This window comes from Streptomyces sp. NPDC040610 (genome assembly GCF_055594065.1).
The window spans coordinates 481,121-497,538 of sequence record NZ_JBVIXA010000005.1; the positions used below are offsets into that span (position 1 = coordinate 481,121).

Sequence of the window (16,418 nt, forward strand, 5' to 3'; positions counted from 1 at the left end):
CGTGATGCGTCCTTCGTACCGTCGACAGCGGTGGCCGGTCACCGCCCGTCACCCCCCCCCTCTCCCCCCCTCCCCCCCCCCCCCCCCCCCCCCCCCCCCCCCCCGGGCCCGGCGGGATCAGAGGGTGCGCAGGTCCACGGCGGCGGCCATCGCCCGATAGCCGGCGTCGTTCGGGTGCAGGGCGTCGCCGGAGTCGTAGGCGGGCGCCATGCGGTCCGGGTCGGCGGGGTCGGCGAGGGTGCGGTCGAGGTCGACCACCTCGTCGTACGCGCCGGAGGTGCGGATCCAGTCGTTGACCGCGTCGCGCTTGGCCTCGTTGGCCGGGGTGTCGTAGAACGAGCCCTTGACGGGTGTCAGCGTGGCGCCGACCACCTTGATGCCGCGGGCGTGGGCCTGGCGGATCAGGGAGCGGTGCCCGTCGATGAGCTTGCGGACCGACACCTCGGGGGTGGGGCCGCCGGGGTAGGTGGGCCCGCTGCCGCCGATGTCGTTGATGCCTTCGAGGACGATGACGGTGCCGACGTTCGGCTCGCTCAGGACGTCCTTCTTGAAGCGGACGAGCCCCTTCTCACCGGCCCAGGAGGTGTCGTTGGTGACCTGGTTGCCGGAGATGCCGTGGTTGAGGACGCTGCGCGGCTTGCCCGCGGCGGCGAAGCGCTCGGCCAACTCGTCGGGGTAGCGGTTGTCGGTGTTCACGGTGGAGCCGACGCCGTCGGTGATGGAGTCCCCGAAGGCCACCACGGAGTCGCGGCGCGCGGTCCCCTTGCCGCTGACCTCGACGCCGGACAGGTAGTACCAGGAGTCGCTGGTCTCCGTGAACGCGGCGCCGCCCTGGTCGGCGGTGTGGTCGCCCTGGGCGCGGTAGCTGGTGGCGGAGGACTGCATGTGGAAGGTGGTGGGCCCGGTCGGCTCCGCCAGGTACAGCGTGACGGTCAGGGACTCCAGCGCCTTGACGGGGAACGGGACGCCGTCGCTGTAGACCTTGCCGCCCGCCGGGATCGTCACCGACCCGTCCTTGCCGAAGGTCAGCTTCCGAACCGAACCGCCCTCGACCGCGGCGCCCTCGGCCGTGCGGGCGATGGTCGCGCCGGTGATGCGCAGCGGCGACTTGCCGTACCGGTTCGACAGCTCGATGCGGGCCTTCGTACCGCCCTTGCTGACGCGGACGACCTGCCGGACGCTGTGCCGCGCGAAGCCTTCCTTGGACCAGTTGGGCGTGAAGACCTCGGTGGGAGCCTGCGGCGATGCGGCCCAACCGCCTTGCCAGGCACTGCCCTTGTGCGAACTGTGTTTGCTCTTGTACGAGGCGGCTTCGCTCTTGTACGCGGCGGTGTCGTGCCCGGCCGCCGCTGCGCCGGAGGGGCCGGTCAGCCCCTGCGCGCCGACGACGGGCAGCGCGGCCAGCGTGGCCGTCGCGAGCAGCGCGGCGCCCGCGCGGCGTGCCGAACCCTTGGACCTGATGCGTCCCGTCATGTGTCCCGCCCCCAGTTCAGTGTTCCCCGTCCGGATCTTCCGGCGAGGTCACTGCACTCAAGTGGAGAGGGGCTCCGGCTATTCCCGGAGGCGGGGCGGCACTGCGTCAGGGGGTGCAGGCCGCCGCGACGGACAGGCTGTTCTCGTAGAGGTGGTGCCGGACGATCCGCCCGCCCTCGACGGTCAGTCGCAGCGCGAAGGGGCCCTCGAAAGACTTGCCGGTGGCGCGCACGGTCCCGGACAGGTGCCCCATGATGACGGCGTCCTGCCCGGTCACCAGGTACGTGTCCACACTGGCGCGGGCGTCCTCCGCGACGGTGTACCGCGCCAGGTCCTCGGCCTGGGTGGAGCACTCGGCACCGGTGCTCCGGGGGCGTATCCACGGCACCACGGCGTTCTCGGCGAGCAGCCAGTCGACGTCATCGGCGAACAACTCCGCGAGCCGGGCGGTGTCACGCGCGGCGGTGGCGCCGAGGAAGGCGTCGACGGTGGCGCGGGTGGCGGCCTCGACGGCGGCGGACGTGGCGGCCTCGGTGGTTTCCGTGGACATGGACGGCTCCCTCGTGACGTGCGGCGGGGCCTGCTGGTGGGCGGGCCCTGTTGACGTTCTTGAGGATGCCGGGGGAGGGGTGGGGGCGTCGATTACTTCGGGGGTAATGGGGGGGCGGTGCGGGCGTGCTTGTCGGCTCCGTGAAGTCGCCATGCGGCAGCAACGCGTGATCACCGTCTCGTCGTTGAGGGCCCGCCGGGGCCGGTCTCCATCGCGGTCTCGTCGCCTGGGCGGCGTACGGTGGCAGCGTGGCGAACGAAGAATTGGGGCGAACCCTGCGCCGTCTGCGCCGGTTGGCCTCGCTGACTCAGGAGGAGTTGGCTGAGCGCTCCGGTGTCTTCGTCGACGTGATCCGTCAGCTCGAACAGCGGCGGAAGCACTCGGCCCGCCTGCCCACGCTGCACGCGCTGGCCAACGGTCTTGGTGTGGAGCTGACCACCCTGCTCGGAGACCCACCAGCGGTTGCCTCCGGCGGTGAGAACGACGGGCCGCGCTTCGTGGCGATGCGGCGCGCGGTCATGCCCGCGCTCTGAGGGCCGGGCCCGCAGACGACCGGGCCGGAGTTCTCGCTGGACCGCCTGCGCGAGCAGATCGCCGACGGCTGGTCGCGGTACCACGCCGCCGAGTTCGAGGCGGTCCTGAAGGTGCTTCCCGATCTGATCGCCGACGCGCGCTCCGCCACGGTCTCAGGGGGCGAGGACGACCGCCGGGCCAGCCGGGTCGCACTCGGCAAGGCCCTGCAACTCGCCGGGCACGTCGCCGTCCGCATGGGCAAGACGGACCTCGCGCTCATCGCCCTGGAACGTGCGACAGAAGCCGCCGAACAGTCCTCCGATCCCCTGCTCCGCCCCATGCTCGTCAACTCCGTCGCGTGGACCTACCAGCGGCAAGGGCGCCTGGACGACGCGCTGAACATCGCGCTGAGCGCCGCCGACGACACCAAGAGCGGTGGGTACGCGGACACCGCCGACGGTCTGAAGGTGTGGGGCGCGCTGGTCATGTCCGCCGCCACGTCGGCCGCACGCAGCAACGACTACCTGCGGGCCGCCGAGTTGATGGCGGACGCGGAGAACGAGGCCGCCCGCGTGGCCAAGCTGCCCGTAGGCAGCGACAACCGCATGGTCAGCGTCTTCAGCCCGTCGTCGGTACGCATCGAGCGCGTCCGCCTCGCTGTCCAGTACGGGCACCCCGAGGAAGCCCTGAAGCTCGCGAAGGGCATGCGGCTGAGCAAGGACACCCCGCCGTCGTGGCGGACGTGGCTCCTGCTGGACGTTGCCCGGGCCCACACGGATCTGGGGGACGCGGCGGGGGCGGTGAAGACCCTGGAGTCCCTGCGCCGCGTCGCACCGACGTGGATGCAGCACCACACGCTGGCCGTGGCCATCGTCCGTGACCTGTGGGCGCTGCCCAACCACCCGGTGGGACTGCGTGCGTTGGCGGAGTTCCTGGGCATCGGCGATTAGCGTCGTGAAAGTGGGACGTTGCCTCCCTGCCACCGTGAGTAGCGCACCGATTGCATGAGTTGTGCAGCGCCTGGGTGGCCACGTGACCGGCCCCGGGCCATGACCAACCGGCAAGGGGTCGACATGGGCGAAGACGGGTCCCGCGTGCCATCACTCCGGGGCAGCTCACTGTGGCGGACCCCATCGCGCGACGACGAGCGCAGAGCCGTCTCCTGCTGGCTCGCGCAGGCCCATCCCGCCCCTCACCAAGTGCACGAGGAGTGGCTGCACCACGGAGTCGCCCTGCTCCCGCTGGGCCGTCGCTTCGACGCGATCCGCGTGCCGGCCGCCCGTATCCACGCCGCCCTCGGCACCGACGACCCCGCCACCGTGACCGCCGACCTGGCCGACCGGCTCCACTGCCCTCGGTCCCACGTGGGGCCCGCCTGCTCCGAAGGCACCCGCCTGCGTAAGGCGTGGACGGCGACTCAGTGGGCGTCCCTCCGTGTCCGTTCTCTGCCGATCGGGGAGGATGCCAGTAATACGTAGGCGCTGTCAGCCTGTTGCTAGCCTGCGGCGCAGGCTCTGCTGCGGCACACGAGGGAGAATCGTGTGGCTTGCCCCGGAGTGCCGGTTTCCCAGGAAGAGAGTGGAAACCGGCAGTCGGCGTCGCGAAGCCGCAGGTCGCGGCCTGTGGTCCCCGCGTGTGCGGGGGTGGCCCCGGCCCAGAGCTGCGAACTCCGGGACGTCCGCCGTGGTCCCCGCGCCTGCGGGGATGGTCTGAGTGAACCCCCGCGAGTCAGGCCCGACTTGACGCCGCCCACGTGTACGCAGGGCCCGGTGAAACGTCTGGTTTGTGCTGCTTGCCCGTTGGGGCAGGTAAGGTCTGGGCGGGTTGGCCGCCGGGCAAGGCGGCCGTTTGGGTGCTCGGTGGTCGGGCCCGGTGAGGGAGGGGAGTCCTGTGGTTCTGGGGGGTGCGAGGCGGCGCGGTCTGGTGGGTGCTGTCGTGGCGGTCGCCGTGCTGGGTGGCGTGGTCGGGTGTGACGGTGATGACAAGGGCGGTGGGAAGCGCGGTGCTCCCGGCGCCCGGGGCGGTCCCGCGCTGGCCGCCGTGGACGCGCTCGCCGTCAAGGGCCGCGCCCCGAAGACCGGTTACGACCGCGCCCGGTTCGGGAGTCCCTGGGCCGACACCGACTCCAACGGGTGCGGGACCCGTGACGACATACTCAAGCGGGACCTGGACGGGGTGAGGTTCCGGGGCGGTGACTGCACGGTGGTGTCGGGGAGGCTCGCCCCGGACCCGTACACCGGCAAGGACGTGACGTTCACACGCGGGCGCAGCCGCGTCGACATCGACCACGTCGTCGCCCTCTCCGACGCCTGGCAGAAGGGCGCGGGGAGCTGGCGCCCGAGCAAGCGCATCGCCCTGGCCAACGACCCGTTGAACCTCCTCGCCGTCGACGCGGGCCCCAACCGCGGCAAGGGCGACGGCGATACGGCTACGTGGCTGCCCGCGAACAAGTCCTACCGCTGCGCCTACGTGGCCCGGCAGGTCGCCGTGAAGAAGAAGTACGGGCTGTGGGTGACCGAGGCCGAGAGGAACGCGATGCGGAAGGTGCTCGCGCGCTGCCCGCAGGAGAAACTGCCGGGCGGCGGGAACCCGACGGCGGCGCCGGAGCGGTTCCGGGCCCGGTGAGGTGAGGTGAGGTGAGGTGAGGTGAGGTGGGGTGGGGTGCGGTGCGGGTGTGGTTCGCGCGACCCGCGACCCGCGACCCGCGCCACCGTGACCTGCTGCTTCGCCCGCGCGGCCGCGCGCTAATTCGGTTTCCCCGCCGCTGCCCGGTCGTTAGCGTGCGGGCATGGACCTGAAGATCACCTCGCTCGCCGAGCGGCCCGAACTCGCCGACCCGATGTGGGCGATGGACGACACCTGGGTCGAGTTCGTGCAGTACGACCCCATCGCCTGGTCGCTGATGGGCCGGATCCCGGTGGAGTGGCCGGAGCACGTCCTGGTCGCCACCGACGCCGGGGGGAAGGTCGTGGCGCGGGCGTTCAGCGTGCCGTTCGCGCTGGGGGCGGACGGGCGCGGGGAGTTGCCGGGCGACGGCTGGGACGCGGTCATGCTGTGGGCGTTCTCGGACCTCAGGCGGGGCCGGGAGCCGGACACCGTCAGCGCCATCGAGATCACGGTCGCCCCGGACGCGCAGGGGCACGGCGTCTCGGGCCGGGTGCTCGCGGCCCTGCGGGAGAACGCGCGCGGGCGCGGCTTCGGCGAGGTCGTCGCGCCGGTGCGGCCCAACGCCAAGCACCTGGAGCCCACGACGCCGATCGAGGAGTACGCGTGGCGCACCCGGGCGGACGGCCTGCCGCACGACCCGTGGCTGCGCGTCCACGTCCGCGCGGGCGGCGTCATCGAGAAGGTGGCCCCGGCGTCGATGACGGTGTCGGGCCCGCTGGAGCGGTGGCGTAAGTGGACGGGCCTGCCGCTGGACGAGCAGGGACTCGTCGAGGTGCCGGGGGCCCTGGTGCCGGTGCACTGCGAGCCCGGACGCGGGTACGCGGTGTACGTGGAGCCGAATGTGTGGGTGCGGCACGTCCTGTGAGGCGTGGCGCGCGAGGTGAGGCCCGGCACGCACCGTGAGGCGCGCCGGGCCTTCCCTCAGTTCATCTTGTCGAGGTCGAGGACGTCCCCGCTCGGGGGCGTCGTGTCCACCGGCTTGTCGTAGTCGCCGAACGTCAGGGACTCGGACCGCTTCGCGGTGTCGTTGACGATCTTCAGCAGGTACGGCTTGCCCTCGGTCGCGACGTAGATCGTGTACTTGTCCTCGCCCTCGTCCTCGCGCAGCGCGAGGGCCGGAGTGCCGTCGACGGAGGTCTGCTCGCCGCGCCGCGCGATCGAGTTGACGTCCTTGAACTCGGCCAGGATGAGGTCGAGGTCGCAGAACGTGGCCATGCCCTTGGCGTCGGACGAGGTCGCGCTGGACTTCGACCAGCGGTCGGCCATCAGCTGCACGGCCGCGGAGGTCTCGGCCTCCGGCTGGTCCTTGGTCTCCGAGCGGATGAACTCCGCGTCGGGCCGCATGTACACGGTGCTGCGGTTCACGATCAGGTCGACCGAGCCCTGGTCCTTCATGCTCATCGAACCGGCGCACTCGCCGCGGGTGTTGAGCGCGATGTCCATGTCGATGACGCCGCCCTCGTCGTCGGGCGCGCTGCCCTTGAGGGTGAGCGACTTCGCGCCGGTCGTCGCCGCCACGGACTTGTCGACGATGTCCGGCCCCGACAGCCCGGGGAAGGGGCCCTTCGCCCCGCCGCCGGACTTCTCCCCGCCGTCCTTGCCGTCCTTGCCCGACTGTGAGTCGCCGGACTTCTTCGCGGCGTCCCAGGGGGAGGAGCCGCCCTTGTCGCTGCCGCAGGCCGTCAGGGTGACGGCCGCCGCCGCGGTGAGGCAGAGCGCGGCCAGGGTGGCGCGGCGAGCGCGCGAACGGTGCTGCATGAGAGGTCCCCCCAGGGATTCGTTCGGAGCGTCTATGAGAGCAGCTTTCTGTGAACCGAGTCAACACGGTTCACAGGGGAGGGGTGGTTAACGCATGTGAAAGGGGTTCGTCCTACTCGGCTGGGTAAGCTCGGTTCGCGCGCCGTCGGGGAGAAGGCGGCGCACGGGGAGCGAGCGGGACCGGACGACGAGGGGCGGGCCAGTGACGACCAGCGGGCCGACGCGGCAGGGGAACGGGGTGCGGCGTGCGCGGGGCGCGGCCGAGGGGACGGCAGAGGGGACGGCCTACGCGGCGGGCACAGCGCGTACGACCGACGCGACCAGCCCCCCGCACACGAACACCACCGCCGACCCCACCGAAGTCACCGCCGCAGGCATCGCCCGCCTCGCAGGCGTGGGCCGCGCCGCCGTCAGCAACTGGCGCCGCCGCCACGCCGACTTCCCCAAGCCCGTGGGCGGCACCGACACCAGCCCGTCCTTCGCGCTCGGCGAGGTCGAGGGCTGGCTGCGCGGCCAGGGCAAGCTCTCCGAAGTACCGCTGCGCGAACGCGTCTGGCAGCAGCTCGCCGGACACCCGGCGGGCCCCGTCCCCGCCCTTCTGCACGTCGGCTGCGCCCTGCTCCTCGTGCACGACCGCCACCCCGACTGGCTGGCGGCGAGCGCCGTTTCGGACGAGCGGATGGCCCGGCTGCTCCCGGACCTCGTCGAGGGCGTGCTGACCCCGCGCTTCGGGCCGCCGTCCGCCACCCGCGCCGTGCGCGCCCCCGCGCCCCCCGAGCTCCTGCCGTCCGCCCCCCTGCTGCGCTCCGTCGCCGATCTCGCCGCCGAACTCGGCGCCCCCACCGCGTACGAGTTCCTGCTCGGCCGCCACCTGGACGCCAACCCCCGCCAGTACACCCTCACCCCGCAGGGCCCCGCCGACCTGATGGCCGCCCTCGCGGGCGCCGACCGCGCCGGACGTACCGTTCTCGACCCGGCCTGCGGCACCGGCGCCCTGCTGCGCGCCGCCGCCCCCGGCCCCGGCAGGGACGGCGCCGACGCTCGCCTGTACGGCCAGGACAGCGCCCCCGACCTCGCCGCCCTCACCGCCCTGCGGCTCGCCCTCGGCTCCGCCGCGACCGTGCGCACCGCCGCCGCCGACACCCTGCGCGCCGACGCGTTCACCGACCTCGCAGCCGACGTCGTGCTGTGCCACCCGCCGTTCAACGACCGCAACTGGGGCCACGACGAGCTGGCCTACGACCCGCGCTGGGAGTACGGCTTCCCGGCCCGCACCGAGTCCGAACTGGCCTGGGTGCAGCACGCGTTGGCGCGCCTTCGTGACGGCGGCAGCGCCGTGGTCCTGATGCCGCCCGCCGCCGCGTCCCGCCGCTCGGGCCGCCGCGTCCGCGCCGACCTGCTGCGCCGCGGCGCCCTGCGGGCCGTGATCGCGCTGCCCGCCGGTGCCGCCCCGCCGTACCATCTGCCGCTGCACGTCTGGGTCCTGCGCAGGCCGGGCCCCGACGCGCCGAGCGCCCCCGAGGTGCTGCTCGTCGAGGCCGGGGGGAGCGCCGCCGCGGCCGACGGCAAGCACACCGACGGGCGGGACCGGCAGGCCTGGACGCCGGTGCGGGACGCCGTGCTCGGCGCGTTCCGCCGGTTCGAGCGCGAGGGCACGCTCGCGGAGGAGCCGGGCTTCGCGCTGTCCGTGCCGGTGCTCGGACTCCTCGACGACGAGGTCGACCTGGCGCCCGCCCGCCGTCTGCCGCCCCGGGCCGCGGAAGGCGGCGCCGAGGAACTGCGCGACGTACGCGCCCTGCTCGACGACACGCTGCGCCTGACCGCGGGACTCACCCCGCCGGAGGCCGCCCCCGGCCCGCCGGACGCGGCCCGCTGGCCGCTCACCACGATCGGCGAACTCGCCCGCGCGGGCGCCCTGTCGATCCACCCGGGCCAGTCGACGGCCGCGGGAGCCCTCGCCGACGGCCCCGTCCCCGTCCTCACCGAACACGACGTCCTCGCCGGAACCGCGCCCGCCCCGGTCGCGCCCACCGCCACCGCACTCCCCGCCACGGAGCCCACCGCCCCCGGCGCCCCCCTCCAGGACACCCCCGCCCAGACGCCCGACACCCCCGTGCTCACCGCCCCCGGCGACGTCGTCGTGCCCGTGCTCGGCGGCACCGCCGCCGCCCGTGTCATCGACGAGGCCACCGCGGGCGCCGTGCCCGGGCGCGGCCTGGTCCTGCTGCGCCCCGACCGGGACGCCCTCGACCCCTGGTTCCTCGCCGGATTCCTGCGCGGCACCGCCAACAACCGCCAGGCGAGCAGCTACGCCTCCACCTCCGCCCGGCTCGACGTGCGCCGACTGCAGCTGCCCCGGCTTCCGCCCGCCCAACAGCGCGGCTACGGCGAGCGGTTCCGGGAGCTCGCCGCCTTCGAGGACGCGCTGCGCCTCGCGGGCCGCCTCGGCGAGCGACTGGTGCGCGGGATGCACGACGGACTGACCGACGGCAGTGTGTCGCCGTGAGCCGGGCGGAGCCGAAGTGCCGGCAGAAGCGTGTCGCCGCGGCGACATGACCAGTACGGCAACGGTTCGGTACAACCCGGGACCGGTTGTCCGAGTCGGCCTATACGCTCGATTCTGCATTCGTTCGTTCGTCGGCCGTACGCCTGCGGGGCGCGCCCAGAGCGCCGCCCCCCGGGACGCGTGCGGCCGCGTCAGGTATCAGGAGCAGCCATGCACGGCCACGGCTACGGGCCGCAGCACCCGCCGGCCCCCTCCGGCGGACCGACGGTGACGCTGCGCGTCATGTTCGTGGTGCTCGCCGTCGTGACCTGCGGCTTCCTCACGGCGGCGCCGGTCCTGCGGCTCGCGCTCGTGACGCGCAGGGCGCGGGACTGGGCGGCGTTCGGGGCGGTGATCACGCTCGACGTCGCGGCCGTCGCCTTCATCGCCAACGACCCCGGCGAGGAGATCACCACCTGGCGCGGCGAGCTGGGCGTGGGCCTGCTCCTCGGCACGCTCGTGGCCGCCGTGACGTACTACCTGATCCTGGAGATCCGCCACTTCCAACAGGCCGACGCGCAGGCCCGCGTGCTCTACCACCAGTCGCAGGCCATGGGCTACGCCACCGGCCCCCAGCAGGCCTACGGCTACCCGCAGCAGACCGGCCCCGTCCCGCACCCCGGCCCGGCACCCCTGCAGTCGCCGCCCGCGCACACCCCGACGCCCCCGCCGCCCGCGCGCCCCGCGCCCGCCCGCATCCACCAGGTCCGGGCCGAGCTGGACGAGCTCAGTGACTATCTGCGCAAGCAGGAAGGCGGCAACTGACCGTGGCAGGTGGGACGGACCACCGCCTGATCGCCGGTCGCTACGAACTCTCCACGCTCATCGGCCAGGGCGGCATGGGCCAGGTGTGGACGGCGTACGACCAGCGCCTCGACCGCCGGGTCGCGGTCAAGCTGCTCCGGCCCGACAAGGTCGCGGGCGCCGAGGCCGACGAGCTGCGCCGCCGCTTCCTGCGCGAGTGCCGCGTCACCGCCCAGGTCGACCACCCCGGCCTGGTCACCGTGCACGACGCGGGCACCGAGGACGAGGACCTGTACCTGGTCATGCAGTACGTCGACGGCGCGGACCTCGGCGACCACCTCGCCGAGCACACCCCCTACCCCTGGCAGTGGGCCGTCGCCGTCGCCGCGCAACTGTGCGCCGTGCTCTCCGCCGTGCACGCCGTGCCGATCGTGCACCGCGACCTGAAGCCGCGGAACGTGATGGTCCGCCAGGACGGCACCCTCACGATCCTCGACCTCGGCATCGCCTCGGTCATGGACACCGACACCACCCGCCTCACCCACACCGGCTCCCCGATCGGCAGCCCCTCGTACATGGCGCCGGAGCAGGCCATGGGCGGCGCCGTCGGGCCGTACACCGACCTGTACGCACTCGGCGTGCTCCTGCACGAACTCCTCAGCGGCGACGTGCCGTTCTCCGGCTCCACCGCCCTCGGGGTGCTGCACCGCCACCTCTACGAGCCGCCCCTGCCGGTGCGCAGGCTGCGCCCCGAGGTCCCCGAAGCCCTCGAATCCCTCGTCCTGCGGCTGCTCGCCAAGGACCCCCAGCACCGCCCCGCGAGCGCCCAGGACGTGTACGAGGAACTGGTGCCGCTCCTTCCGGGCCGCTCCGTGCCGACCGGCCGCCCCCTCGACCCGACCCGCCCGTTCCTGCGCCCGCACGCCCCCTGGCCCGACCGCGCCGCGACCCCCGCGCCCGCCCCGCAGACCCAACCGCCCGGCCCCGCCCGCGGCCAGGACGTCGCCGCCGCCGTCGACGAGGTCAAGCGCCTCCTCGGCGAGGGCCGCATCACGCAGGCCGTCGACACCCTCGGCGCGATCCTGCCGGCCGCCGCCGCCCAGCACGGCGAGCACTCACCCGTCGTCCGCACCCTGCGCAAGCAGTACGCGGCCACGCTCATGGACGACGGCCAGTACCGCCGCGCCCTGCCCGAGCTGCGCCGCCTCGCCGACCAGCGCGCCGCCGAGTCCGGCCACGCCGACCCGCAGTCCCTCCAGTTCCGCTACGAGGCCGCCCAGTGCCTGGAACAGCTCGGCGAACCGGCGGCGGCCCTCGCCGAGTACCGCACGCTGCTCCCCTATTACGAGAACCAGTACGCCACCGACGACATCCGCCAGTCCCTGGAGATCCGCCGCCGCATCGGCCAGCTCCTGCTCGCCCTCGGCGACCGCTCCGCCGCGCACGACACGCTGGGCCGCCTCGTGCTCGACGCCGAGCGGGTGCACGGCATCGGCCACCCGTTCCCGGCGGAGATCCGGCGGACGCTGCAGTGGCTGGGGCAGGTGCGGGGGTAGGGCGGGCCGTCCGAGGGCGGGCCGGGTCCTGCCGTGCGACGGCGGCACCCGGGGCCCGTCCTGTGGATCGCCCCCCAGCCGGTGCCCCAACTCCTTGCGAATCGTTGGTCGAATGGGTGGCCGAGCCGGTCACCACTGCCTACCATCGATCACCGCAAGACTTTGTGCAGCGAAGCACAATCTCTCCACCGGGAGGCCCACTTGCACCGCCGCCGTCGCTCCGCGCTCGTCCTCTCCGCCGCAGCCCTCGTCGCGGCCCCGCTCCTGACCGCCTGCGGCAACGACGCGCACCCCGGCGCCGCCGCGGTCGTCGGCGACCAGCGCATCACGGTCGCGCAACTGGAGAACCGGGTGAACGAGGTGCGCTCCGCACAGCGGGCCGCCCTGCCGGACGACAAGCAGTACGAGCAGGTCATCGCCAAGACCGGCGGCCTGACCCGCAGCACCCTGCACACCATGGTCCTGGACAAGGTCCTGCACCGGGCCGCGCGGGACGCCGGGGTGGGCGTCACGCGCAAGGAGATCCAGACCATGCGCGGCCAACTGGAGAAGCAGGCGGGCGGCAGGAAGGCCCTGGAGGCGGGCTGGCTCCAGCAGTACAGCGTCGCGCCCAAGCACCTCGACGACAGCATCCGCACGGAGATCGAGGCACAGAAGCTCGCCCGCGCCCTCGGCGCCGACATGAACGCCCAGGACGGCCAGAACGCCTTCTGGGCCACGCTGTCCAAGACCTCCAAGAAGCTCGACATCGACCTGAACCCGCGGTACGGCACCTGGGACGTCAAGACCAGCAAGCGCGCGGACCTGCGGACGCCGTGGGTGCGGGAGGTGTCGGGCGGCGGCTCGGCGCGCGCGGAGGTCTAGCAGCCGGGCACCGCCGGCGCCGCGGGCACTGTCAGTGGCATGGGTTACGTTCGAGGCGTGAACGAGATCGAGACCGGCCGAGTCGTGCTGCTCACCACCAGCCACCGCGTCGCCCCCGGCCTGCTGTCCTGGACGGCCTGGCGGCTGCTGCACGACGCCGACGAGGTCCTGTGCGCCGACGCCGCGCACCCGCAGCTGCCGTATCTCCGCGAGGCGGGCGTCGAGGTCAAGCAGGCCTCGCCGACCGCCGAGGAGCTGGTGCGCGCGTGCGCAGGCGGCCGCACGGTCCTCGTGATCGCCACGGCCGAGGGCGACCGCCCGCTCACGGACGGCCTGGCGCGGCTCGCGGGCTCGGGCCGGGTCTCGATGCCGGACCTGGAGCTGCTCCCCGGTTCGTACGACCTGCCGGGCGCCCGCCTCCTCGACCTGGTCCAGGTCATGGACCGCATCCGCGTCGAATGCCCCTGGTCATCCCGCCAGACCCACCAGAGCCTCGCGAAGTACGGCATCGAGGAGGCGTACGAACTCGTCGAGGCCATCGAGGACGGCGACACGGACGAACTCCGCGAGGAACTGGGCGACGTCCTGCTCCAGGTCGTCTTCCACGCGCGCATCGCCGAGGAGGACGAGGACGCGCCGTTCTCCCTCGACGACGTCGCGGGCACCATCGTGGACAAGCTGATCCACCGCCACCCCCACGTCTTCGGCGACGAGACGGCGACCACCCCGGAAGAGGTCAAGGCCCACTGGCTCCGCACCAAGGCGGTGGAGAAGCAACGCGACTCCGTCACCGAGGGCATCCCCCTCGGCCAGCCCGGCCTGGCCCTGGCCGCGAAGCTGTCCTCCCGGGTCCGCACGGCGGGCCTGACCGTCCCGCTGCCCACAGGGGAGGGCGTCGGGTACGAACTGCTCGCGATGGCGGTGCGCGCGGAGGCCGAGGGCGTGGACCCGGAGGCGGCGCTGCGGGCGGCGGCACGGGCGTACCGGGACGCGATCCTGGCGGCGGAGGGGGATTTCAGCCCGTCCGGCGTTTGAGGACGAGGCGCGGAGCGCCGACAGCGGGGGTCCAGGGGGCGGCAGCCCCCGGTTTCGGAGAAGGGGCGGGACTGGGGCGCACCGCGAGGCCACAGCCGGATACCGTCGATCCATGCACGACCAGCCCCAGCCAGCGCCCCCCGCCCCGGACCTCTTCACCTGGGAGTTCGCAGCCAACCCGTACCCCGCGTACGCCTGGCTCCGCGACCACGCACCGGTGCACCGGACCGAACTCCCCAGCGGGGTGGAGGCCTGGCTGGTCACCCGCTACGCCGACGCCCGGCAGGCCCTCGCCGACCAGCGCCTCAGCAAGAACCCGGCGCATCACGACGAGCCCGCGCACGCGAAGGGCAAGACGGGCATCCCGGGCGAGCGCAAGGCCGAGCTGATGACGCATCTGCTCAACATCGACCCACCGGACCACACCCGCCTGCGCCGCCTGGTGTCGAAGGCGTTCACGCCCCGCAGGGTGGCCGAGTTCGCGCCGCGCGTGCAGGAGCTGACGGACCAGCTCATCGACGGGTTCGCGGCGAAGGGCGAAGCCGACCTCATCCATGAGTTCGCCTTCCCGCTCCCCATCTACGCGATCTGCGACCTGCTCGGCGTCCCGCGCGAGGACCAGGACGACTTCCGGGACTGGGCGGGCATGATGATCCGGCACGGGGGAGGGCCCCGGGGCGGCGTCGCGCGCTCGGTCAAGAAGATGCGCGGCTATCTCGCCGACCTGATCCACCGCAAGCGCAACGACCCCGGCGACGACCTGATCTCGGGCCTCATCCGCGCCTCCGACCACGGCGAGCACCTCACGGAGAACGAGGCCGCCGCGATGGCCTTCATCCTTCTCTTCGCCGGTTTCGAGACAACGGTCAACCTCATCGGGAACGGTACGTACGCACTGCTCACCCACCCCGGGCAGCGTGCCCTGCTGCAACAGTCCCTCACCGACGGGGACACCGGCCTCCTGGAGACCGGCGTCGAGGAACTGCTCCGCTTCGACGGGCCCGTGGAGCTGGCCACCTGGCGCTTCGCCACCGAACCGCTGCGCGTCGGCGGCCAGGACATCGCCGCGGGCGACCCCGTCCTCGTCGTCCTCGCCGCCGCCGACCGCGACCCGGCCCGCTTTCCCGACCCCGACCTCCTCGACCTGTCCCGGAGCGACAACCAGCACCTCGGATACGGCCACGGCATCCACTACTGCCTCGGCGCCCCGCTGGCCCGCCTGGAGGGCCAGACGGCGCTCGCGACGCTGCTCCGCAGGCTGCCCGACCTGCAACTCGCCGTCGATCCTGAGGAGTTGAGGTGGCGCGGCGGGCTCATCATGCGTGGCCTGCGGACCTTGCCGGTGACGTTCACGCCGCCCGGCCGCTGACGGGGGACCGGCACGTTCCTGACGTACCGTCAAGACTGTGACTTTCACGTGATCTGCGCTGCATCGACTTGTGACTGACGTTCGACTGCGGCTACGTTCACGACGGCTCGGCACCCCTTGGCACCACGTGTCGCAGCTGTTCTTGTCGTCGCTCGAAAGGCACGTGCATGCTCTCCGGCCAAGGCCGTCACCGCCGTCCCCGCCAGGCCCCGGCGATCGTCGTCGCGGCGGGCGTCACGGGATCCGCCATCGCCATCCCGCTGCTCGGCGCCACGGGCGCGCACGCGGCCGACGCCTCGACGTGGGACAAGGTCGCGGAGTGCGAGAGCGGCGGCGCGTGGAGCGCCAAGGGCGACGGGTACTACGGCGGCCTGCAGCTGACGCAGGAGACCTGGGAGAGCTACGGCGGCCTCGCGTACGCGCCGAGCGCCGACCAGGCGAGCCGCTCCCAGCAGATCGCCGTCGCCGACAAGGTCCTGGCCGACCAGGGCCCCGCCGCGTGGCCGAACTGCGGCCCGGCCGCGGGCCTCAGCAAGGGCGGCGCGGCCGCCGACGTCGACCCGGGCCTCCCGGTCGCCCCGTCGAAGCCCGCGGAGCCGTCCGACGGCGCCACGGACTCCAAGGGCGACAAGGACGGCGAGAAGGGCGAGAAGGGCGAGGGGAAGGACGGCAAGGGCGCCGAGGACTCCGCCGACGCGAAGGGTGAGGAGCGCGGCGCGGACGCCGAGGACGGAAAGTCCGAGGAGACCGGCAAGCACCGCAAGCCCGACAGCGACAGCTCGGCCGGCAAGAGTGACGAACGCGACAAGAGCAGACAGAGGGGCGAGAAGGGCTCGGCGGACGAGGACGGCAAGTCCGGCGACCGCGGCACCACTTCGCCCGACGCCGAGTCCGAAGCGGGCCGTGAGCCGTCGGGCGCCGACGACTCCGCGGAGGGCTCCGAGGACTCCTCCGGCCTTCCCTCGGGCCGCCACCGCGGCTCCAGTGCCGACGAGGCGGAGAAGGGCGGCGCGGGCTCCGCGGGCCGCCACGCGTCGCGCGGTGAAGGGCGCGACGCGCGTGACGCCCGTGACCCCGCGGGCACCTACACGGTCCGCTCCGGCGACAACCTCTCGCAGATCGCCGACCGGCACGACCTTGACGGCGGCTGGTCCACCCTCTACGCCGAGAACAAGCGGACCGTGGGCGGTGACCCGGATCTCATCCTCCCCGGTCAGCGACTCGACCTGAGCGAGGAACAGGCCGCGGAGGCGGACCGGAAGTAGGCCTTGCGGAGCGGAAATTGACTGGCAGTTCGCGGTGAATGTCCGGTTTAAAGACGGTGAGAGGCAAGTGAGAGATGGG

13 protein-coding genes and 1 pseudogene are annotated in these 16,418 nt (G+C 73.2%); 11 read left to right on the forward strand and 3 right to left on the reverse strand.

What is annotated here, in order from left to right:
• Positions 1–117 precede the first annotated feature (117 nt).
• Positions 118–1,473: an SGNH/GDSL hydrolase family protein gene (locus ACZ6AA_RS20880; protein WP_468459877.1), complete on the reverse strand. Its 1,356-nt coding sequence runs from the start codon at positions 1,471–1,473 to the stop codon at positions 118–120.
• Between the two features lie 106 nt (positions 1,474–1,579).
• Positions 1,580–2,023: a nuclear transport factor 2 family protein gene (locus ACZ6AA_RS20885; protein WP_468459875.1), complete on the reverse strand. Its 444-nt coding sequence runs from the start codon at positions 2,021–2,023 to the stop codon at positions 1,580–1,582.
• A gap of 248 nt (positions 2,024–2,271) precedes the next feature.
• Between ACZ6AA_RS20885 and ACZ6AA_RS20890 the strand changes: the two are divergent.
• The 4 genes and pseudogenes from ACZ6AA_RS20890 to ACZ6AA_RS20905 all read left to right on the forward strand — a co-directional run bounded on the left by ACZ6AA_RS20890 (position 2,272) and on the right by ACZ6AA_RS20905 (position 6,068).
• Positions 2,272–3,486 (forward strand): annotated as a pseudogene (locus ACZ6AA_RS20890) (helix-turn-helix domain-containing protein).
• A 123-nt stretch (positions 3,487–3,609) separates the two neighbouring features.
• On the forward strand, positions 3,610–4,014 hold the full coding sequence (locus ACZ6AA_RS20895) for a hypothetical protein (protein WP_471459368.1): 405 nt from the start codon (positions 3,610–3,612) through the stop codon (positions 4,012–4,014).
• Between the two features lie 442 nt (positions 4,015–4,456).
• Positions 4,457–5,161, forward strand: coding sequence for an HNH endonuclease family protein (locus tag ACZ6AA_RS20900; protein ID WP_471459458.1), 705 nt, complete (start codon positions 4,457–4,459; stop codon positions 5,159–5,161).
• Positions 5,162–5,324: 163 nt separating this feature from the next.
• On the forward strand, positions 5,325–6,068 hold the full coding sequence (locus ACZ6AA_RS20905) for an N-acetyltransferase (RefSeq protein ID WP_468459870.1): 744 nt from the start codon (positions 5,325–5,327) through the stop codon (positions 6,066–6,068).
• A 56-nt stretch (positions 6,069–6,124) separates the two neighbouring features.
• Here the strand turns inward: ACZ6AA_RS20905 and ACZ6AA_RS20910 are convergent, their stop codons facing one another.
• The gene (locus ACZ6AA_RS20910) at positions 6,125–6,961 is read right to left on the reverse strand and encodes a hypothetical protein (protein ID WP_468459868.1); all 837 of its coding nucleotides are present in this window, start codon (positions 6,959–6,961) and stop codon (positions 6,125–6,127) included.
• A gap of 394 nt (positions 6,962–7,355) precedes the next feature.
• On the opposite strand from ACZ6AA_RS20910, the gene ACZ6AA_RS20915 reads away from it, so the two are divergent.
• From ACZ6AA_RS20915 to ACZ6AA_RS20945, 7 genes are all read left to right on the forward strand, one after another.
• Positions 7,356–9,467: an N-6 DNA methylase gene (locus ACZ6AA_RS20915; protein ID WP_471459460.1), complete on the forward strand. Its 2,112-nt coding sequence runs from the start codon at positions 7,356–7,358 to the stop codon at positions 9,465–9,467.
• 210 nt (positions 9,468–9,677) lie between these two features.
• Positions 9,678–10,271, forward strand: a complete 594-nt coding sequence (locus tag ACZ6AA_RS20920; RefSeq protein WP_471459370.1) for a hypothetical protein — start codon at positions 9,678–9,680, stop codon at positions 10,269–10,271.
• Positions 10,268–11,806 carry a serine/threonine-protein kinase gene (locus ACZ6AA_RS20925; RefSeq protein ID WP_468460000.1) on the forward strand — a complete coding sequence of 513 codons (1,539 nt, stop codon included), beginning with the start codon at positions 10,268–10,270 and terminating at the stop codon, positions 11,804–11,806. The genes ACZ6AA_RS20920 and ACZ6AA_RS20925 overlap by 4 nt, the downstream gene beginning before the upstream one ends.
• A 201-nt stretch (positions 11,807–12,007) precedes the next feature.
• Positions 12,008–12,670: a SurA N-terminal domain-containing protein gene (locus tag ACZ6AA_RS20930; protein WP_471459372.1), complete on the forward strand. Its 663-nt coding sequence runs from the start codon at positions 12,008–12,010 to the stop codon at positions 12,668–12,670.
• 39 nt (positions 12,671–12,709) lie between these two features.
• Positions 12,710–13,705 (forward strand): nucleoside triphosphate pyrophosphohydrolase, encoded by a 996-nt coding sequence (locus ACZ6AA_RS20935; protein WP_468459862.1) that lies wholly within the window; start codon positions 12,710–12,712, stop codon positions 13,703–13,705.
• 112 nt (positions 13,706–13,817) lie between these two features.
• Positions 13,818–15,074 (forward strand): cytochrome P450 family protein, encoded by a 1,257-nt coding sequence (locus ACZ6AA_RS20940; protein WP_468482517.1) that lies wholly within the window; start codon positions 13,818–13,820, stop codon positions 15,072–15,074.
• Between the two features lie 167 nt (positions 15,075–15,241).
• Positions 15,242–16,339 carry a LysM peptidoglycan-binding domain-containing protein gene (locus tag ACZ6AA_RS20945; protein WP_468482516.1) on the forward strand — a complete coding sequence of 366 codons (1,098 nt, stop codon included), beginning with the start codon at positions 15,242–15,244 and terminating at the stop codon, positions 16,337–16,339.
• The last annotated feature ends 79 nt before the right edge of the window (positions 16,340–16,418 follow it).